Annotated in this window: 13 protein-coding genes; 5 read left to right on the top strand and 8 right to left on the bottom strand. The window is 74.5% G+C overall.

The features are described from left to right. Positions 1 to 3: 3 nt before the first annotated feature. From H7X46_RS10135 to dxs, 3 genes are read right to left on the bottom strand one after another with little or no spacing between them, the layout of a single operon-like run. A complete protein-coding gene (locus H7X46_RS10135) occupies positions 4 to 1233 on the bottom strand; it encodes a sensor histidine kinase (RefSeq protein WP_370588688.1) in 1230 nt (409 codons plus the stop codon). Positions 1234 to 1236: 3 nt separating this feature from the next. Next, positions 1237 to 1932: a response regulator transcription factor gene (locus H7X46_RS10130; protein WP_186359165.1), complete on the bottom strand. Its 696-nt coding sequence runs from the start codon at positions 1930 to 1932 to the stop codon at positions 1237 to 1239. Continuing rightward, the gene (gene dxs, locus H7X46_RS10125; protein WP_186359164.1) at positions 1932 to 3890 is read right to left on the bottom strand and encodes a 1-deoxy-D-xylulose-5-phosphate synthase; all 1959 of its coding nucleotides are present in this window, start codon (positions 3888 to 3890) and stop codon (positions 1932 to 1934) included. Before dxs ends, H7X46_RS10130 begins: the two co-directional genes overlap by 1 nt. Positions 3891 to 4643: 753 nt before the next feature. On the opposite strand from dxs, the gene H7X46_RS30590 reads away from it, so the two are divergent. Next, positions 4644 to 5975 (top strand): GGDEF domain-containing protein, encoded by a 1332-nt coding sequence (locus tag H7X46_RS30590; RefSeq protein ID WP_186359163.1) that lies wholly within the window; start codon positions 4644 to 4646, stop codon positions 5973 to 5975. A gap of 57 nt (positions 5976 to 6032) precedes the next feature. On the opposite strand, the gene H7X46_RS10115 is transcribed toward H7X46_RS30590, so the two are convergent. The 4 genes from H7X46_RS10115 to H7X46_RS10100 form a co-directional block, all read right to left on the bottom strand. Then, on the bottom strand, positions 6033 to 7352 hold the full coding sequence (locus H7X46_RS10115) for a GGDEF domain-containing protein (protein ID WP_186359162.1): 1320 nt from the start codon (positions 7350 to 7352) through the stop codon (positions 6033 to 6035). A gap of 223 nt (positions 7353 to 7575) precedes the next feature. Continuing rightward, complete coding sequence (locus H7X46_RS10110; RefSeq protein WP_186359161.1) at positions 7576 to 8850, bottom strand: MFS transporter; 1275 nt, start codon at positions 8848 to 8850, stop codon at positions 7576 to 7578. Between the two features lie 233 nt (positions 8851 to 9083). After that, positions 9084 to 9680 carry a histidine phosphatase family protein gene (locus H7X46_RS10105; protein WP_186359160.1) on the bottom strand — a complete coding sequence of 199 codons (597 nt, stop codon included), beginning with the start codon at positions 9678 to 9680 and terminating at the stop codon, positions 9084 to 9086. Between the two features lie 61 nt (positions 9681 to 9741). Continuing rightward, positions 9742 to 10167 (bottom strand): HIT family protein, encoded by a 426-nt coding sequence (locus tag H7X46_RS10100; protein WP_186359159.1) that lies wholly within the window; start codon positions 10165 to 10167, stop codon positions 9742 to 9744. A gap of 135 nt (positions 10168 to 10302) precedes the next feature. Here H7X46_RS10100 and glgX point away from each other — a divergent pair, with 135 nt between their 5' ends. The 4 genes from glgX (at position 10303) to H7X46_RS10080 (ending at position 19375) form a co-directional block, all read left to right on the top strand. Then, positions 10303 to 12465, top strand: a complete 2163-nt coding sequence (gene glgX / locus H7X46_RS10095) for a glycogen debranching protein GlgX (RefSeq protein WP_186359158.1) — start codon at positions 10303 to 10305, stop codon at positions 12463 to 12465. Positions 12466 to 12477: 12 nt separating this feature from the next. Then, entirely contained in the window at positions 12478 to 14844 is a 2367-nt protein-coding gene (treY, locus tag H7X46_RS10090; protein WP_186359157.1) for a malto-oligosyltrehalose synthase, read from the top strand. Between the two features lie 222 nt (positions 14845 to 15066). Next, a complete protein-coding gene (treZ, locus tag H7X46_RS10085; RefSeq protein ID WP_186359156.1) occupies positions 15067 to 16809 on the top strand; it encodes a malto-oligosyltrehalose trehalohydrolase in 1743 nt (580 codons plus the stop codon). A gap of 298 nt (positions 16810 to 17107) precedes the next feature. Continuing rightward, on the top strand, positions 17108 to 19375 hold the full coding sequence (locus tag H7X46_RS10080) for an HNH endonuclease signature motif containing protein (RefSeq protein ID WP_186359155.1): 2268 nt from the start codon (positions 17108 to 17110) through the stop codon (positions 19373 to 19375). Positions 19376 to 19538: 163 nt separating this feature from the next. Here H7X46_RS10080 and H7X46_RS10075 read toward each other — a convergent pair whose 3' ends face one another. Further along, positions 19539 to 20525 carry a malate dehydrogenase gene (locus H7X46_RS10075; RefSeq protein WP_186359154.1) on the bottom strand — a complete coding sequence of 329 codons (987 nt, stop codon included), beginning with the start codon at positions 20523 to 20525 and terminating at the stop codon, positions 19539 to 19541. Between the last annotated feature and the right edge of the window lie 55 nt (positions 20526 to 20580).

Genomic DNA, 20580 nt, shown 5'->3' with positions numbered 1-20580 from the left:
CGGTCAGCGCTCCCGGTCGCCGGGCACGGCCTGCGTCGCACGTCGGGCGCCGCCGGGCGCACCCGCGGAGCCCGGTACGTCTCCCCCACGCTCGCCGGCGCCCCGCCCGTCCGGCAGGGTCACCCGGACCTCCAGCCCGCCACCGGGCACCGGCTCGCCCACCACGGTTCCCCCGTGCGCGGTCGCGACCGCCCGCACGATCGACAGGCCCAGGCCCGACCCCCGGGTGTGCGCGGTGCGGGCCACCGGGCCCCGGCGGAACGGCTCGAACAGCTCCGCGACCTGCCCCGGGCCCAGCTCCGGCCCGGACGAGGCGACCCGCAGCCCGACCCACCCGTCCGGCGTGCCGGCGCACCCCACCTCGATCCAGCCGCCGTCACGGTTGTGCCGCACGGCGTTCTCCAGGAGGTTCGCCACCAGCCGCCGCAGCAGCACCTCCTCCCCGCCGACGGCGACCGGCCGCGTGTCGGTCCGCACCACCAGTGCCCGCGCCGCGGCATCCGGGGCGATCGCGTCCAGCTCGGCGGCGAGGACCGTGCCCAGGTCCACGGTCGCCCGGTCGGCTCCGGCCAGCGGGCCCGAGGCCTCGGTGCGGGCGAGCAGGAGCAGGCCGGTGACGAGCTCGTCACAGCGCCGGCCGGCGTCCCGGACGACCTCGGCCATCCGGCGCAGCTCGGCCGCGTCGGCGCCCGGGTCCTGCAGGGTCACGTCGATCTCGGTGCGCAGCACGGCGAGCGGGGTCCGGAGCTCGTGCCCGGCGTTGGCGACGAAGCGGCGCTGCGCGTCGAACGCGGCCTGCAGCCGGTCGAGCATCGCGTCGAACGCCGCGGCCAGCTCGGCCACCTCGCCCCGGGCGGACGCGAGGGCGACCCGCTCGTCCAGCGAGCTCGCGGACAGCCGAGAGGCGGTGTCGACGACCCGCCGCAGCGGGTCCAGCACCCGCCCGACCAGCACCCACGCCGCCACCGCCCCGGCCACGACGACCAGCGGGAACGCGATCAGCCCGGCCCGGAGCACCTCCGCACGGGCTGCCGCGGCGATCGCGTCCCGGGCGGTCTCGGCCGGCACCGGCACCCCGTTCACGACGACCGTGCCGGGCAGCGCGGGGGTCCCCGCGACGGCCGCGCCGACCAGCATCCAGCCCAGCCACAGCAGCAGGGCCGCCACCACGGCGACCAGCCCGGTGGCCAGCAGGGTCAGCCGCGGCCGGAGACCGCGACGGCGGCGCGGCACGGCTCAGCCCGCCGCGGTCCCGGGCGGGCCGTCGGCGAGGGCGTCGGGGACCCGGTAGCCCGCCCCGACCACCGTGTCGATCAACCCGGGTTCGCCGAGCTTCTTGCGCAGGGTCATCACGGTGACCCGCACCGTGGTGGTGAACGGGTCGGCGTGCTCGTCCCACACGCGTTCCAGGAGCTCCTCGCTGGAGACGACCGCGCCGCCGGCGGCGAGCAGCACCTCGAGCACCCCGAACTCCTTGCGGGTCAGCTCGACCGGCCGGCCGGCCCGCGTGACCGTCCGCCGCGCCGGGTCGAGCACCAGGTCACCGGCCACCAGGGTCGGCGGCACGGCGGGCGTGGCGCGGCGGCCGAGCGCCCGGATCCGGGCCACCAGCTCCGGGAAGTCGAACGGCTTGGCCAGGTAGTCGTCGGCGCCCCGGGACAGGCCGTCGACCTTGTCGGCGAGCGTGCCGGACGCCGTCAGCATCAGCACCCGGGTGGTGCCGCCGGCCGCGACCAGCTCCGCGCACAGCTCGTCGCCGCTGCGCCCGGGCAGGTCGCGGTCGAGGACGGCGACGTCGTACCGGGTGACCGAGAGCTTCTCCGAACCCTCGTCGCCGTCGTAGGCGACGTCGACGGCCATCCCGTCCCGGCGCAGGCCGCGCGCGACCGCGTCGGCCATCGCCGGCTCGTCCTCGACGACGATCACGCGCATCAGCGTGCCCGTTCCGCGTCGAGCTCGGCCTCCGCGCCGGCGCCGGTCTCCGAGGGCGCCGCCGCGGCGGCCCACTCGGTGATCCGCCGGGCCACGTCCTGCTCGGTCAGCCCGGCCGCGGCGAGGACGTCGTCGCGGCTGCCGTGCTCCAGGTAGGCCTGCGGCAGGGCGAGGTCCCGCTGGCGGACGTCGACGTCGGCCGCCCGCAACGCGTCGGACAGCGCCGAGCCGAAGCCGCCGTGCGTGCCGCAGTCGGACACGGTCACGACGAGCTGGTGGTCGGCGGCGAGGGCGAGCAGCTCCCGCGGCACCGGCAGCACCCAGCGCGGGTCCACCACGGTGACGCCCACGCCCTGGTCGGCGAGCCGTTTCGCGGCGGCGACACCGAGCGCGCCGAACGCGCCGACGCACACCATCAGCACCTGGGCGTCCCCGGCGGTGTCCCCGCCCGGCTCGTGCAGCACGTCGACCCCGGCCCGCCCGGGGAGCCGGCGCACCGCCGGCACCGAGCCGATCACCGAGCCCTTCGGGTAGCGCACCGCCGTCGGCCCGTCGGTCACCGCGACGGCCTCGCGGAACTCCTCGCGCAGCGTCGCCTCGTCGCGCGGGGCGGCGACCCGCATGCCGGGCACGATCCCCAGCAGCGACAGGTCCCACATGCCGTTGTGCGACGGCCCGTCGCTGCCGGTGACCCCGGAGCGGTCGAGCATCAGCGTGAGCCGCTCGCCGTGCAGGCCGACGTCCATCAGCAGCTGGTCGAATCCGCGGTTGAGGAACGTCGAGTACAGCGCGACGACCGGGTGCATCCCGGCCCGGGACAGCCCGGCCGCGGTGGCCAGGGCGTGCTGCTCGGCGATGCCGACGTCGATCCACCGGTCCGGGTGAGCGGCGGCGAACGGCGCCAGCCCGGTCGGGCCGAGCATCGCCGCCGTGATCGCGACGACATCGGCGCGCTGCTCGCCCAGCTCGACGATCTCCTCGGCGAACACGTCGGTCCACCCGGTCTTCGGCTCCCCGGTGGGCGTCCCGGTCTCCGGGTCGAACGCGGCCGGGCTGTGCATCTGCTCGGCCTCGTCGTTCTCGGCCGGCGGGTAGCCGTTGCCCTTGCGGGTCACCGCGTGCACGATCACCGGCCCGCCGAACCGCTTCGCCCGGCGCAGCGCCGACTCGACCTGGGCGATGTCGTGGCCATCGACCGGGCCGAAGTACTTCAGGCCCAGGTCGGCGAACAGCTCCTGCGGGCTCAGCGCGTCCTTCACCCCGGCCTTGAACGCGTGCAGGCCGGCGTAGATGGCCGGCCCCACGACCGGGGTGCCGCGCACGGTCCGCTTCCCGGCCTCGAGCACCCGCTCGTAGCCGGGCTGCAGCCGCAGCGAGGCGAGCCGGTCGGCCAGCCCGCCGATCGTCGGCGAGTACGACCGCCCGTTGTCGTTGACCACGATCACCAGGTTGCGGTCGACACCGGACGCGATGTTGTTGAGGGCCTCCCAGGCCATCCCCCCGGTCAGTGCCCCGTCCCCGATCACCGCGACCACGTGCTGGTCACGGCCGGCCAGCGCGTTCGCCCGCGCGATGCCGTCCGCCCAGGACAGCGAGGACGACGCGTGGCTGGACTCCACGTGGTCGTGCTCGGACTCGGCCCGGCTCGGGTAGCCGGACAGCCCGCCGGTCTTCTTCAGCCGCTCCCAGCCGTCCTGCCGGCCCGTGAGCAGCTTGTGCACGTACGCCTGGTGGCCCGTGTCCCAGATCAGCGTGTCGTGCGGCGAGTCGAAGACCCGGTGCAGGGCGAGGGTCAGCTCGACCACACCCAGGTTGGGCCCGAGGTGTCCACCGGTGCGCGACACCGCCCTGATCAGGAAGCCGCGGATCTCCGCCGCGAGCGACGCCAGCTCCTCCGTGCACAGGGCGCGCAGGTCGGCCGGTCGCCGGATCCCGGCGAGCCCCCCGTTCGTCGTCACGTGCTGCCTCCTCGCCGCCGGACGCACGCGCGGGCGACTCAGCACCGCGGCGGTCCGGCATCGACTCGTCGGTCCCACTCTACGGACGGGTACCCGGGCCGACCCGAGAGGAGCGCCGGCGGAACGAGCATCGGCGCCGCGGAGCGGCCGGACGCGGCGGACGGCCCGCCCTCGCCGGGGCGGAGCCGTCGCCGCGGTCCGCAGGCCGTCGCAGCGGCGCACCTGTCTCACCAACCCCAGTTACGCATCGCGAGCTCCCCTTTCGAAGATCGTTGTCAGGACTCTCCGAGAATGCGAATCGGCGTCGTACGCCGCCGCGTTCACCACCCCCAGTTGCGCATGGCTCCCCCTTTCCGCGATCGCACGACATCCGCACGTCCAGGTGCACACATAGTGTGCCATGCATGTGTCGGGCAAGGGATTTCCCCGCGCCCGAACCCGCGCCCGGACAACATTCCCGCCGGGCGCCGGACGAATAATCACCCACCCCGGCCGGGCAGACAATCGGGCGCACACCATTGCCCATTCACGCACCGGCCGTTCTCGCGCCGGAGATCACACAGCGTGACCGGGCCGCCCGGCCGAGCAGCGGGGACCCCGCCCCGGAGCGGCATCGATCACGGACCGCGACGCCGCAGGCTAGGATCGGTCCCGTACGTCGGCGGCCGGGCTCCCTGCGGGGCCGGGTGGCGCATCACCGCGCACGACCGGAAGGGGGACGGCATGGCCCCGCCCCCGGTTCGCCTGCGCCAGGTGACCCGGTGGCCCGTGTGGTCGATCCCACCCCGCCTGCTCGGCGCGGTCCTCGCGGTGGAGCTCCTCGCGCTGGCACTCGTCGTCGCCGGGGCACTGAACGTGCCGCGGCTCGACGGGGACACGGTCGTGCTGCTGGCCACCCTGACGGTGGCCGGAGTCGCGCACACCGAGATCATCGCCGGGGTCGAGCGCGTCCGGCGCTACACCGCCGAGACCCACCACGTGAACCTGACCTCGGTGTGGACGTTCGCGTCCGCGCTGCTGCTGCCACCGGTGCTGGGCGCGCTCGTGGTGGTCGTCGTCTACACCCACATGTACCTGCGCGTCTTGCGCCCCGTGCCCCCGCCGGACCGGCGGCCGGTGTACCGCGAGGTCTACAGCACGGCCACCGTCGTCCTCGCGGTGCACGCCGCGGCCGGGGTGCTCGCCGCCACCCGGCCCGGCGAGCTCTACGGCACCCTCCCCGGCGCCGTGGCGCTGCTGCTCACCCTGCTCACCTACACCGTCGTGAACACCTGCCTGGTGCTCGGCGTGGTGGCGATGACCGCACCCGACACCCCGATCATGCGGATCCTGTTCGGCGGCGACGAGCTCGCCCTGGAGCTGGCGACGCTCTGCCTCGGGGCGCTCACCGCGGGCGCGCTGCTCGCCGGCGGACCCCCGGTCGCGCTGCTGGCGATGCCGCCGATCATCGCCCTGCACCGCACGATCCTCGTCCGGCAGCTGCGCGAGAAGGCCGACCACGACGCCAAGACCGGCCTGCTCAACCACGCCGCCTGGCAGCTGCGCGGCGCGCAGGCGCTGCAGCTGGCCGAGCGGGGCCGGCACCGGGCGGCCCTGCTGATCCTCGACCTGGACCACTTCAAGGAGATCAACGACACGCACGGGCACCTCTACGGCGACCGGGTGCTCGCCGCGACCGCCCGGGTGCTGCGCGAGGAGCTGCGCGACCACGACCTCGTCGGCCGGTTCGGCGGCGAGGAGTTCGTCGTGCTGCTCCCCCGGCTGGCCGGGCCCGACGGCCACGACGGGCACGACGAGCTCCGGCAGATCGCCGAGCGGCTCCGGCGGCGGGTCGCCGCGGAGCCGGTGGACGCGGGCACCCACGACCCGGGGGTGCCGGAGGGGGCCCCGGCCCGGCCCCACCGCCCGGGCATCACGGTGTCGATCGGCGGAGCCGTGTACCCCGAGGACGGCAGCGGGATCACGGCGCTGCTCGAGGTCGCCGACTCGGCGCTCTACGCGGCCAAGCGCGCCGGCCGGAACGCCGTGCGCATCGGGCCGCACCCGTTCCGGGAGACCGGCGACGCCGAGACCGCGACCGGCTGACCCTCCCCCGGACCGCACCTCGCCGGTCCCGGCAGAGCGTCACCGGGCCGGCGGAGCTCAGGCCTCCGCGCCCGGATCGGCCTCCGCCCGGCCCAGCCGCACCCGGTTGCGCCCGGCGCGCTTGGCCGCGTAGAGCGCGTAGTCGGCGACCTGCATGAGCTCGTCGAGGACGTCACCGTCGAGCCCGGACAGCGCGACGCCGACCGACACCGACAGATCGGTGATCGTGAGCGGCCCGACCGGGGCCTCGACCTGCACGACGAGCTCCCGCACGGTCCGCCGGATCCGCTCGGCGGCCGCGTGCGCGAGCTCCAGGCCCTGTGCCCCCTCGGGGAGCCCGGTCAGCAGCACGACGAACTCCTCGCCGCCGAACCGACCGGCCGGGTCGGCGTCCCGCACCTGGGCGGACAGCGCGCCGGCCACCGCGGACAGGACCTCGTCACCGGCCAGGTGGCCGTAGCCGTCGTTGACGGACTTGAAGTGGTCCAGGTCGAGGATCAGCACCGCCACGGCTCCGCGCTGGCGCCGGGCGCGGGCCAGCGCCCGGTGCGCCCGGCCCCGCCAGGCCGCCGCGGTGAGCAGCCCGGTCTTGGCGTCGGTGTTGGCGCGCTCCTCCAGCTGGCGGATCAGCACCGCACGGTGCAGCAGGAGCAGCGGCGGGAGCACGAGCAGCACCAGCGCGGGCTGGCGCACGGCGGCCAGGGCGGCGAGCACCGCCAGGCAGAGCGTGGCGCCCTCCAGCACGTGGTCGTCGCCGTCGCCGAGCAGGCCCCGCCACGCGAACCGCCGGCCGGAGCTCAGCGCCAGCGCCACCGCCACCAGCACCTGGTTGACCAGGACGTAGACGACCATCGCCACCAGCAGCCAGCCGTACCCCGCCAGCATGCTGCCGCGGCCGGCACCGGCCGCGGCGGCGATCTGGTCCGGCGCGACGAGCGCCGCCGCGGTGAACGCGGCGAGCACGACCGTCGCGGTGGTGTACACGTGCCGGTACAGCGGGGCCCCCGCCGGGCGCCACACCCGCCACCACAGGTGCCCGTAGACACCCAGCACCACCACCCCGGCCAGGGCCGGTGGAACCAGCAGGGCACCGGCGAAGGTCCACACGCTGGACAGGTCGAAGTAGGACGAGTCCGCCACGCCCCGCCGGACCCGCTCGATGCCGGTGGCGGCCTCGGTGTGCACCACGCCGAGGGCGATCAGGCCCAGCGCGCCCAGCAGCGCCGTCCCGGTCGTCCCGTCGGGCGGGAGCGTCGTGGCCCCACCGACGAGCAGCGCGGCCGCGCCGAGCACGACCACCGCGAACACGGCGAGCATCGGGCGGGGCAGGCCCAGGATCGGCAACCCGGTCGCGCCACCCGGACGGCGTATCCCCATCACACGATCACCCAAGAAGGAGTGTGACGCGCCCGACGAACGGGTACGGACCGTACAACCTGACCGCCACTCATCACCCGAACGGGTACCCTGAGGTCAGCGATGTTGCAGAGAGCCACGATTCCGGCTCGACGGGGGACGGGAGGTGCCGGCATGCGCAACCGCGGCTGGTGAGCACCCACCCCGTGACCCTGCCCGGGCGTGCCGGGGCCCTGCGGCGGGCTCACCCGGCCGTCCCCGGAGCGAGCCCTCCCGGTGCCGCCGGCACCCGGAGGCACCGCAGACCGGCGAGCGCGAACACCGCACCGGCGGCCCCGAAGACGGCGAGCGCGGCCGCCGGGTCCGTCCACTGAGCCAGCACGCCGCCCAGCAGCACGGCGGCGCCCTGGCTGGCGACCAGACCCGCCGACGCGACACCCGTCGCCCGGCCGCGCAGCGCGCTCGGCGTCGCCCGGGCGAAACCCGACTGCGCCTGGATCAAGCAGGCCGTCGCGCAGGCCCCGGAGAGCGCCCACAGCGCCACCGCCGCCCACAGGCCGGGCGCGAACGGCGTCAGCACCAGGGGCACCGCCGCCCCCACCGCGAACGGGATCAGCCATCGCTCCCCGAGCGGCGGCGCGACCGTCAACGCCACCGCGCCCAGCACGCTGCCCGCCGGGTCGGCCGCCATCAGCAGCCCGGCCTCGACCGGCCCGGCACCGATCGCGAACGCGTACGCGGCGGCGAGTGCCTCGGGCAGGATGTAGATCCCGATCAGCCAGGCGGCCGCCACCAGGTAGCGCCGCCGGGGGCAGCCCAGCACCAGCGCCAGGCCGGCGCGGGCACCGCCGAACCACCGGCCCGCGGACACCCGCGCGGCGCGGGCCGGCCCGCCGACCCGGAGGACCGCACAGCGCGCGCCCACCCCCACGGCGACGACCAGCGCGGACAGGACGAACGTGCCGGCGTCGGCCAGCAGTGCCCCGGCCGGCGTCAGCCACGCGACCAGCAGGCCGCCCCCGCCGAACCCCGCGACCTGGGCGACCTGGGCCGAGACCTGGCGCAGCGCGATCCCCCGCGCCAGCAGCGGCCCGGGGAGCAGGTCGGGCAGCAGCGCCGACCGGGCCGCGGTGTGCGGCCCGCCGAGCAGCACCGCGACGACGAGCAGCGCGCCGAGCGCGGGCAGCGGGAGCCCGGGCACCGCCATCAGCGCGACCAGCCCGGCCCGGGCCAGGTCGGCGGCGACCATCACCGCGCGGCGCGGGAACCGGTCGGCCAGGTGCCCCAGCAGCAGCCCGCCGAGCAGGGCGGGAAGGAAGGTGAGGGCGTAGACGGTCGCGGACGTGGCCACCGACCCGGTCCGCTCCAGCACCAGGACGGTGAGCGCCACGCGGGTGGCCTGGTCGCCGGCCGTGGACAGCACCTCGGCCGTCCAGAGCGCGCGGAAGTCCGCGATCCGGAACGGGCTCGCGGCCGGGTCGCCCCCGCGCGCCGCGTCCCCGCTGCCGGTCACAGTCATCCGCGCGGATCCCTTCGACGTCGGCGGAGACCGGCGGGGCCGGCCGGGATTTTCGTCGAGCGTAAGTATTCGTCCGCCGAACGTCAGGTCAGCGCACGCATGTGCCGCCGGACGGCGCACCGACGGCGGCGAACGGCGAAGAACGGATCGATCCGGGCGCGCTCGGGCGTCCGAACGGGTCCGTCACGGTCAGGGTACGGCACCGTCCGTCGCCGGACGGTCACCTGCGGGAGTCACAGCAGGTCGGCGACGTGCGACAGCTCGTTCACCGTCCGCGCCTTGCGCAGCCCGTCGCGGGCGCAGAGGACCCGGGTGATCCCGGTGTGGTCGAGCGGGAACGGCAGCAGCCGGTCGATGCCCAGGATGGTCGCCAGGTAGGCGTTCACCACCCCGGCGTGCGCGACGACGACGGCGGTCGCCCGCCCCGGATGCGCTGCGACGATCTCCTCGAGCGCGTGGTGCACCCGCCGGGTGAACGCCGCGGCGTCGACGTGGTCGGGCAGCTCCCCGGCCCGCATCCGCTCCCACGCCACCGGGTCGGCCCCGGCCAGCTGCCCGACCGGCACGTACTCCGGGCGCTCGGCGTCGTACTCGCGCAGGTCGGCCCGGGCGACCGGGACCAGACCGCGGGCGGCGGCCAGCGGGGCCGCGGTCTCGGCGGCCCGCCGCATCGTGCTCGTGTAGAGGGCCGCGAGCGGTTCCCCGGCGAGCGCGCTCACCAGCCGCGCGGCCTGCGCGTGCCCCTCCGGTGTCAGCCCGGGGTCGGCGTGCGTGCCGTCGGTGTGGGCGACCCGTTCCGGCAGCGCGTGCCGGACCAGGATCAGCTGCACGGGACCGGTCCCCGCTGCGCCCGGGACGGCACGCCCGCGGCCCCGGCCCCGCGCTGCCGGATCACTCCGGCACCTGGTCGCCGTGCCCGGCCGCCCGCAGCGCGGACCGCAGCGCCTCGGCGTGCCCGTCCTGCTCGGCGGCGTCGACGTCGGTCGCGGCGTTCGCGAAGTCGAAGGCACGCATGTCCCAGGCCGGGAAGACGTGCACGTGCAGGTGCGGTACCTCGAACCCGGCCACCATCAGCCCGACCCGTGGCGGCGACCAGATCTTGCGCACCGCGAGCCCGATGGCCCGCGCGACCTCGGTCAGGTGGGTGCTCAGCTCGAGGTCGGCGTCCACCCACTGGTCGATCTCGGCCCGCGGCACGACCAGGGTGTGGCCGGGCCCGAGCGGGTTGATCGACAGGAAGCCGACGCACTGGTCGTCGGCCCAGACGAAACGCCCGGGGATCTCACCTTCGATGATCTTCGTGAAGACGGTGCTCACATCCGCGGACCCTAGTGCCTCGTCGCGCGTCCGGCCCCTGGGAGGATCGAGGGAGTCTGCGGCAATGGCGCCCGCCCCGATAGGTTGAGTGCGCACGCGGCCGGTGGCCGGGTCGCGAGGAGAGGACCGGAAGCTATGCAGCCCTGGCCCGGGCACGCCTACCCGCTGGGTGCCAGCTACGACGGCACCGGCACGAACTTCGCCCTGTTCTCCGAGGTCGCCGAGTCGGTCGAGCTCTGCCTGTTCGACCCGGACGACGAGGGCGGGCTGACCGAGACCCGGGTGCGGCTCACCGAGGTCGACGGCTTCGTCTGGCACGGCTACCTGCCCGGGATCGAGCCCGGCCAGCGCTACGGCTACCGGGTCCACGGACCCTACGACCCGTCCCAGGGGCTGCGGTGCAACCCGCAGAAGCTGCTCATCGACCCGTACGCGAAGGCCGTCGACGGCCCGGTCGACTGGGACGAGGCGGTGTTCGGCTACAACTTCGGCGACGCGGACTCGCGCAACGACACCGACTCGGCGCCGCACGTGCCGAAGTCCGTCGTCGTCAACCCGTACTTCGACTGGGGCTCGGACCGCCCCCCGAAGATCCCGTACAACGAGACGGTGGTGTACGAGGCGCACGTGCGCGGGCTCACCACCCGGCATCCCGAGATCGAGGAGGAGCTGCGCGGGACCTACTCCGGCGTGGCCCACCCGGCGATGATCGAGCACTACCGGCGGCTCGGCGTGACCGCCGTCGAGCTCATGCCGGTGCACGAGTTCGTGCAGGATCACCACCTCATCGAGAAGGGCCTGTCGAACTACTGGGGCTACAACACGATCGGCTTCCTGGCCCCGCACCACGCCTACGCCTCCGGCTCGGTCCGGGCCGGGTCGCAGGTGCCCGAGTTCAAGGCGATGGTCCGCGACCTGCACGCCGCGGGCATCGAGGTGATCCTCGACGTCGTCTACAACCACACCGCCGAGGGCTCGGACATGGGCCCCACGCTGTCGTTCCGCGGGATCGACAACCACGCGTACTACCGGCTGGTCGACGACGACCCGCGCTACTACATGGACTACACCGGCACCGGCAACTCGCTGAACGTCCGCAGCCCGCACACCCTGCAGCTGATCATGGACTCGCTGCGGTACTGGGTGACCGAGATGCACGTCGACGGGTTCCGGTTCGACCTGGCCTCGACGCTGGCCCGCGAGTTCTACGACGTCGACCGGCTGTCCACGTTCTTCGACCTGGTCCAGCAGGACCCGGTGATCTCGCAGGTCAAGCTGATCGCCGAGCCGTGGGACGTCGGACCCGGCGGCTACCAGGTCGGCAACTTCCCGCCGCTGTGGACCGAGTGGAACGGCAAGTACCGCGACACCGTCCGCGACTTCTGGCGCGGCGAGGCCGGCACGCTCGGCGAGTTCGCGTCCCGGATCACCGGCAGCTCGGACCTCTACCAGGCCGACGGCCGCCGTCCCTCGGCGTCGATCAACTTCGTGACCGCGCACGACGGCTTCACCCTCGCCGACCTCGTCTCCTACAACGAGAAGCACAACGAGGCCAACGGCGAGGACGGCAACGACGGCGAGAGCCACAACCGGTCCTGGAACTGCGGCGTCGAGGGCCCCACCGACGACGCGACGATCCGGGCACTGCGCTCTCAGCAGCAGCGCAACTTCCTGGCCACCCTGCTGCTGTCGCAGGGCACCCCGATGCTGCTGCACGGCGACGAGGCCGGCCGCACCCAGGGCGGCAACAACAACGTCTACTGCCAGGACAACGAGATCTCCTGGATGGACTGGGAGCTGGCCGGCAAGTACGACGACCTCACCGCGTTCACCGCGGGCGTCGCGGCGCTGCGGCACGCCCACCCGGTGTTCCGCCGCCGCCGGTTCTTCGCCGGCCGCCCGATCGGCCGCTCCTCCACCAGCGAGGACGTCGCCGACATCGGCTGGTTCACCCCGGCCGGCCGAGAGATGACCGAGGAGGACTGGGACAACGACCTGGGCCGGGCCGTCGTCGTGTTCCTCAACGGCGAGCAGATCGCCGACGTCGACCAGCGCGGCCAGCGGATCACCGACGACTCGTTCCTGCTCTGCTTCAACTCCTACTGGGGAGACATCGACGCCACCCTGCCACCGGCCGAGTTCGGCGCGGCCTGGGAGATCGTCGTCGACACCCACGCGGGCCAGGTCCACCCGCCGTCCGGCGCCGTCCACAACGGTGGTGACCTCGCCCCGGTCTCCGCGGGCTCGGTGCTGACCCTGCCCGCGCGTTCCCTGCTCGTCCTGCGATCGAAGGGCTGAGGCGCACCCGACATGCACCGCCTTCCGGGTTCCACCTACCGGCTGCAGTTCTCGAAGGACCGGACGTTCGCCGACGCGCGGGCGCTGGTCGGCTACCTCGACCGGCTCGGGACCGGGGCGCTGTACGCCTCCCCGCTGCTGGAGTCGAGTGCCGGCTCCAACCACGGCTACGACGTCGTCGACCCCACCCGGATCTCCGCCGAGCGCGGCGGCGAGGACGGGCTGCGGGCGCTGCTCGCGACGCTGCGCGAGCACGGCCTGACGCTGCTGCTCGACATCGTGCCGAACCACGTCGGCGTGGCGCGGCCGGCGGAGAACCCCTGGTGGTGGGACGTGCTCACGCACGGGCCCGCGTCGCGGTGGGCCCGGCACTTCGACATCGACTGGGGCGCCGGGAAGCTGCTGCTGCCGGTCCTCGACGCCGACGAGGAGGGTGCGCTCCAGAAGCTCTCCGTGGTCGGTGGCGAGATCCACTACCACGAGCACCGGTTCCCGGTCGCCCCCGGCACCGAGGGCGGCACGCCGCAGGAGGTGCACGACCGCCAGCACTACCGGCTCGTCTCCTGGCGGCGCGGGACGGCCGAGCTGACCTACCGGCGGTTCTTCGACGTGTCCGACCTGGCCGCGGTGCGGGTCGAGGACCCGGTGGTCTTCCACGACACCCACGACCTCGTGCTGCGCCTGCTCCGCTCCGACGACACGATCATCGGGCTGCGGGTCGACCACCCGGACGGCCTGGCCGACCCCGGGGCGTACCTGCGCCGGCTGCGGGCCGAGATCGGGCCCGGGCACTGGCTGCTCGTGGAGAAGATCCTCGGCGTGGGTGAGGACATCCCCGTGTCGTGGCCGGTGGACGGCACGTCCGGCTACGAGGCGTTGCGGGAGGTGTGCGGGGTGTTCGTCGACCCGGACGGCGCCGGGCTGCTCACCCAGTTCGCCGCCGAGCACACCGGGGAGAAGCGGGCCGCGCACGCGACAGAGGACGACGGCCGGCACCTGGTCACCGAGCGGATCCTGGTCGCCGAGGTCCGCCGGATCGCCGACGCGTTCCGGGCCGGCCCGGGCGCCGACACCGCGCTGACCGGGCTCGACCTCGCCGACGTCACCGCGGGAGACCTGCACGACGCCGTGGCCGAGTTCCTCTGCGCGTTCCCGGTGTACCGCTCCTACCTCACCCCGGAGATCGCCGAGGGGCGTGCCGCGACCGACACCGCGGTGTCGGTGGCCCGCACCCACCGCCCCGACCTGGGCGCGATCCTCACCGCCCTGCACGCCGGCCTGGTCGGCGACCCGGGCTCGGAGTACGCGACCCGGCTGCAGCAGACGTCCGGGATGGTCACCGCGAAGGGCGTCGAGGACACCGCGTTCTATCGCTACAACCGGTTCGTCGCGCTCAACGAGGTCGGCGGTGACCCGGCCCGGTTCGGTGTCACGCCCGCCGAGTTCCACACCGGCCTGGCGCGCCGGGAGGCGGGCCGGTCGCGGACGATGACCACGCTGTCCACCCACGACACCAAGCGCTCCGAGGACGTGCGGGCGCGGCTCGCGGTGCTCGCCGAGCGGCCCACCGACTGGGCGGCCCACGTGCGCCGCTGGTCGGTGCGCCACCCGCTGCCGGACCGGTCGCTGGAGCTGCTGGCCTGGCAGTCGCTGGTCGGGGCGTGGCCGATCCCGGCCGACCGGCTGGCGTCCTACCTGACGAAGGCGGCGAAGGAGGCCAAGCTGGTCACCTCGCACACCGACGCCGTCGAGGCCGTCGACGCCGCGATCGCCGCGTGGCCGTCGGCGGTGCTGGGTGATCCCGAGCTGGTCGCCGAGGTCGAGGCGTTCGTCGGCGAGATCGCCGGGCCGGGGTGGTCGAACTCGCTGGGCCAGAAGCTGCTGCAGCTGGCCGGGCCGGGCGTCCCGGACGTCTACCAGGGCACCGAGCTGTTCGAGTACTCGCTGGTGGACCCGGACAACCGGCGCCCGGTCGACTTCGCCGTCCGGGAACGGCTGCTGGCCCGGATCGACGACGGCGAGCGCCCACCGGTCGACGCAGGCGGCGCGGCGAAGCTGCTGGTCACCGCCACGGCCGCCCGGCTGCGCCGGTACCGGCCGGAGCTGTTCACCGGGTACGGGGCGCTGCCCGCCCAGGGGGAGGCCGCCGAGCACGCGGTCGCGTTCTCCCGCGGTGGCGGTGCGCTCGTGGCCGTCGCGACCCGGCTGCCCGGGGGGCTGGCCCGGCGGGGCGGGTGGGGCGACACCACCCTGCCGCTGCCCGGCGGGTTCGACGACTGGCACGACATGATCGCGGACCGGCCGGTGGGTGGCGCGGCGCCGCGCCTGGCGGACCTCCTGGCCCGCTACCCGGTCGCGCTGCTGGTCCGCCCGGCCTGACTTCCCGCCCTCGCTCGCCCGGCCCACCTCGCACACCGCCCGGAATCCCGCCGAGATGCAGCTCACGGTTCACCGGAGATCGACAGTTCGCGTTGGGCCGCACCTCGACGGGGACGGTCCGGGCACGTTCTCCCGTCGGGAGCTCCGGGCCGCCCGCGGGTGAGCGGGCGCACGCCCGCCCGGGCGCGCGGGCGCCGCGGTGCGTGCGGAAGGATCAGACCCGTGACGGAGTTCGCGGTGTGGGCCCCTGACAGGAACCGGGTCGGCGTCCTGGTCGGCGACGACCGGATCGCGCTCGACCCCGCGCCCGGCGGGTGGTGGCGGACCGAGCTGCCCGACCACGGGCACGGCACCGACTACGCGTTCGTGCTCGACGACGACACCCCGCTCCCCGACCCTCGCTCGCGCTGGCAGCCGCACGGCGTCCACGGCCGGTCCCGGGTGTACGACCACGACTCCTTCTGGTGGACCGACGACGGCTGGACCGGCCGTACCCTGGCCGGCTCGGTGCTCTACGAGCTGCACATCGGCACGTTCACCGACGGCGGCACGTTCGACTCCGCGATCAGCAGGCTCGACCACCTCGTCTCGCTCGGCGTCGACCTGGTCGAGGTGCTGCCGGTCAACGCCGTCGACGGGCCGGTGAACTGGGGCTACGACGGGGTCGGCTGGTACGCGGTCACCGAGAACTACGGCGGCCCGGACGCGTTCAAGCGGTTCGTCGACGCCTGCCACGCCCGCGGCCTCGGGGTCGTGCTGGACGTCGTCTACAACCACCTGGGACCGTCGGGGGCCTACCTCGACCGGTTCGGGCCCTACTTCGCCGGATCCAACATCTGGGGCCCGTCGCTGAACCTGGACGGCCACGGCTCCGACGAGGTCCGCCGGTTCGTGATCGACAACGCGCTGATGTGGCTGCGCGACTTCCACGTCGACGGCCTCCGGATCGACGCGGTGCACGCGCTGCGCGACACCCGGGCCCAGCACGTCCTCGAGCAGCTGGCCGTCGAGGTCGCCGCGCTGGAGTGCCACGTCGGCCGGCCGCTGTCGCTGATCGCCGAGTCCGACCTCAACGACCCGCGGCTGATCACCGCACGGGAGGCCGGCGGCTACGGGCTGACCGCGCAGTGGGCCGACGACGTCCACCACTGCCTGCACGCCGTCCTGACCGGCGAGGGTCAGGGCTACTACGGCGACTTCGCCGAGGCGGGGCTGCACGGGCTCGCCCACGTCCTGACCCGCGGGTTCCTGCACGAGGGCAACTGGTCGTCATTCCGGCGGCGCAGCCACGGCGCGCCGATCGACACCACCCGCGTGCCCGGGTCCAGGCTGGTCACCTACCTGCAGAACCACGACCAGATCGGGAACCGGGCCACCGGCGACCGGCTCACCCACACCCTGTCCCCCGGCCTGCTGGCGTGCGGGGCGGCGCTGCTGTTCACCTCCGGGTTCACGCCGATGCTGTTCATGGGCGAGGAGTGGGGCGCGCGCACGCCGTGGCAGTTCTTCTCCCGGTTCCCGGATCCGGGACTGCAGAGGGCGGTCCGCGAGGGGCGGCGCACCGAGTTCGCCGAGCACGGCTGGGACGCGGCCGCGGAGGTCCCGGACCCGAACGCCGAGTCGACCTTCACCGACTCGCGGCTCGACTGGACCGAGCCGGAGCAGGAACCGCACGCCACGCTGCTGCGCATGCACCGCGAGCTGATCGCGCTGCGCCGGGCCTGGCCGGAGCTGTCCGACCCGTGGCTGGACTCGGTCGTGGTCGACGTCCACGAGCACGCGCGCACCCTGGTCGTGAACCGGGGCGCGATGCGGGTGGTGGTCAACCTGGGCTCCGAGCCGGTGACGCTCTCGCTGGGCGCGACGATCACCCGGATCCTGCTGGCGTCGGAGCCGACCCGCAGCGAGGACGACTCGTTCACCGTGCCCGCGGAGGCGTTCGCGATCTGCCGGATCGCCACCTGAGCGCTCCGGGGTTCCACCGGCGGCGCTTTCGACCCGGTCCCCGGGGCGTGGCCCGGGTACGCGGCTCGTGCTGGCGCGGGGCCGACTCGGCGGCCGTCGTACCGGCACGGTGCCGCCTCGGCGCCCGCGCCGGGGGCCACGGACGCTGCGTGGCCACGACACCGGTCGGCCTCCAGCCGCGTGGGCCGTGATCTCCGAGCCGCTCGCTCTCTCCCATCGGCTAGGCCGTCCGGGTGAACTTCCGCACCATGGCCGCCTGCGGCCCGGTTCTGTCGGGGGTCGCACGTATGTTCGATTCATGGCCGAGGTGGTGGAGCTGATCGACCGGGCAGCAGGCTTGCCGCCCGGCCCGGAACTCGCCGCCGTCCTGGCCGAACTGCCGTGGGAGAAGCTGCCCAACGACCGGCTGGTCGAGGTGTTGCAGGCCCGGGACCGCCAGCTGGCCCACGAGCACGCCGGGTTCTACGCCGGGCTGGTGGAGATCAGCCACGCGGCCGCGGTCGCCGACCTGCCCGAGAACACCGCCTCTCGGGCCGAGGCGGTTGTGCGGTCGGAGGACCAGTTCGAGTGGGCGGCCGGGGAGATCGCGGCCGGGCTGACCTGGACCCGGGCCCGCGCCGAGCGCGAGCTCGGGTTCGCCACCACCCTGTGCCAGCGGCTGCCGTGGGTGTTCACCGCGCTCGAGGAGGGTCGGATCGACCTGGCCAAGGCCCGGGTGCTGGTCGACCACCTCGACCCCGCCACCGGGGACCTCACCGCCGAGCAGGCCCGGAAGCTGTGCGACCGGTTCCTGCCCCAGGCGCCGGGGTGGACCACCGCCCAGCTGCGCGACCGGCTCTACCGGGCCCTGCTGCACCTGAACCCCGCGCTGCGGCGGCGCCGCTACCAGCGCGCCGTGCAGGCCCGCGGCCTGGCGCTCTACCTGGACCCGCACACCGGCACCGCCACCCTGACCGGCACCGGGCTGCCCGCCGACGAAGCCGCCGCCGCGGCCGCCCGCCTGGACCGGCTGGCCGCCGCCTGCCGGCGGGCCGGACACCCCGGCACCCTGGCCCAGATCAGCACGGACCTGTATCTGGGGATGCTCGACGGCGCCTTCCACGGCCTGACCGAGGCCGAGATCATCGACCGGCTCCTGGCCTCCCCCCGCCCGGAAGACCAGCCCACCGACACGGCCGACACCGACGACGGCGAGTCCGGCGCGGGCGAGTCCGGCCTCGGGGAATCTGACGTGAGTGAGTCCGGCGCCGGCAACGGCGACTCGGCCGGCACCCTTGTCGAGGATTCCGGCGACCGGACCGTCGACACCGACTCCAGCACCGACACCAGCACCCACCCCGACACCGACGCCGACGCCGTGGGCGGCGCTGGCTCCGCTGCCGACGCCAACGCCGCCGATACCGGGTCCGACACCGAGGCGGATGTCGACTCGGACGCCGACTCCGACGGCTACTCCGAGACGGACGTCCACTCGGCCGCCGACTCCGGTCCCGGCGACTCGGGCACCGGCGACTCGGCCGGCACCGGGACCGGGTCGAGTCCTGCGGGCGGGCCGTCGACCGGCCCGGCCGGGGACCCGCCCGCGGCCGAACAGCCGGCCCAGGACCGGTGGGCGCACGACCGGGTCGCCACCCGCGAAGGCATCGAACTCCGCGTCGGACTCGGCACCCTCGCCGGCCGCGACGACCGCCCCGGCGACATCCCCGGCCTCGGCCCGATCACCGCCCACACCGCCCGCACCACCGCCACCACCCAACACCGCGGCGCCCGCTGGATCTTCGCCATCACCGACCCCGACGGCTACCTCATGCTGGCCGGCCCCCTGCGCCGCCGCCCCCGCACCCGCGCCCCGAACAACCCGAACGGCCCGAAACCACCGGGCACGCCGCAGACACCGAGGACGCCAGGCGCACCGGGCACACCGCCGCCGGTGCGCGGCGGAGTCGTCGAACTCCACATCAGCCTCGACGAGCTCGACCGCTACGCCACCGACCCCCAGCTGGCCGACTGGCACCCACTGCTGGCCGAAATCGCCCACGCCTGGGCCGACCGCGACACCCGGCACGCCCGGCTCGACGCCGACCCCACCGCCCGGTTCGCCCGCGGACCACTGGCCACCCACATCCACGTCCGCGACCGCACCTGCATCGGCCCCGGCTGCACCCGCCCAGCCCGACGCTCCGAACTCGACCACACCACCGACCACGACCACGGCGGACCCACCGTGCCCGCCAACATCGGACCCGCCTGCGGCCGCCACCACGCCGACAAACACCGCGGCTGGACCCTGACCCAACCCCAACCCGGCCGGTTCTGCTGGACCAGCCCGTTGGGACGCACCTACCGCACCCGCGGCGAACCCGTCCGCCCCGACCTCCCCGACCCCGAGCCGACCGCGCCCGAGTCGCAGGAGCACGAGCAACCGGGCGAACAGAGCGCCGCCGAGACCGACCGGGACCTGCGAAAGCACGACACACCGCTGCTGCAACGCCCGGCGACGAACCCGCCCCTGCCACCACCGCCACAGCCGAAACCGAAGCCGGACGACGAGCCACCGCCGTTCTGATCAACCGCACCGATCGCGGACGCGAGAACCTCGTGCGCGCCGACGAGGTCCTCACCGCAGCGGCGAGCGCCGAATGACCCTGACCGCGAGCACGAGCCCCGACCCGCTGTCGCAGCGGAGCCGATCGACCACGGGCCGGGGCTTGCTCAGGCCGGCCTCACGGTCAGATGAGGCCGAGCTTCTTCACCGCGTCGCGCTCCTCGCCGAGCTCGGCGACGCTCGCGTCGATCTTCGAGCGGGAGAAGTCGTCGATCTCGAGACCCTGGACGATCTTCCACTCACCGTTCTCGGAGGTGACCGGGAACGAGGAGATGAGGCCCTCGGGGACGCCGTAGGAGCCGTCCGACGGGATGGCCGCGGAGGTCCAGTCGCCGGCCGGGGTGCCGTTGACCCAGTCGTGGACGTGGTCGATGGCGGCGTTGGCGGCCGACGCGGCCGAGGACGCGCCCCGGGCCTCGATGATCGCCGCGCCGCGCTTGGCGACGGTCGGGATGAACTCGTTCTCCAGCCAGTCCCGCTCGACCTGCTCGGCGGCGACTTTCCCGTTCACCTCGGCGTGGAAGAGGTCCGGGTACTGGGTGGCCGAGTGGTTGCCCCAGATCGTCAGCTTCGTGATCGCGTCGAGCTGCACGCCGAGCTTCTTGGCCAGCTGGGCCAGCGCGCGGTTGTGGTCGAGGCGGGTCATCGCGGTGAACCGCTCGGCCGGCACGTCCGGCGCGGACGCCTGGGCGATCAGCGCGTTGGTGTTGGCCGGGTTGCCGACGGCGAGGACACGGATGTCGTCCGCGGCGCCGTCGTTGATGGCCTTGCCCTGCGGTCCGAAGATGCCGCCGTTCGCCTCGAGCAGGTCGCCGCGCTCCATGCCCTTGGTGCGCGGGCGGGCGCCGACCAGCAGCGCGACGTTGGCGCCGTCGAAGGCGGCCTTGGCGTCGTCGTAGATGTCGATGCCGCGCAGCAGCGGGAACGCGCAGTCGTCGAGCTCCATCGCGGTGCCCTCGGCGGCCTTGACGGCCGGCGGGATCTCCAGCAGGTTCAGCTTGACCGGGGTGTCGGACCCCAGAAGCTGCCCGGAGGCGATCCGGAAGAGCAGCGCGTAACCGATCTGGCCAGCGGCTCCGGTGACGGTGACGGTAACGGGGTTAGCAGACACGGCACGGACCCTAGCCCGGTCGCCCGGCGCGTACCGCGACGGGGAGCACACGGAT

The sequence above is a fragment of the Pseudonocardia sp. C8 genome (assembly GCF_014267175.1).
In the GTDB taxonomy this organism is placed as follows: domain Bacteria; phylum Actinomycetota; class Actinomycetes; order Mycobacteriales; family Pseudonocardiaceae; genus Pseudonocardia.
This window is presented reverse-complemented; position numbering and strand designations above follow the sequence as displayed.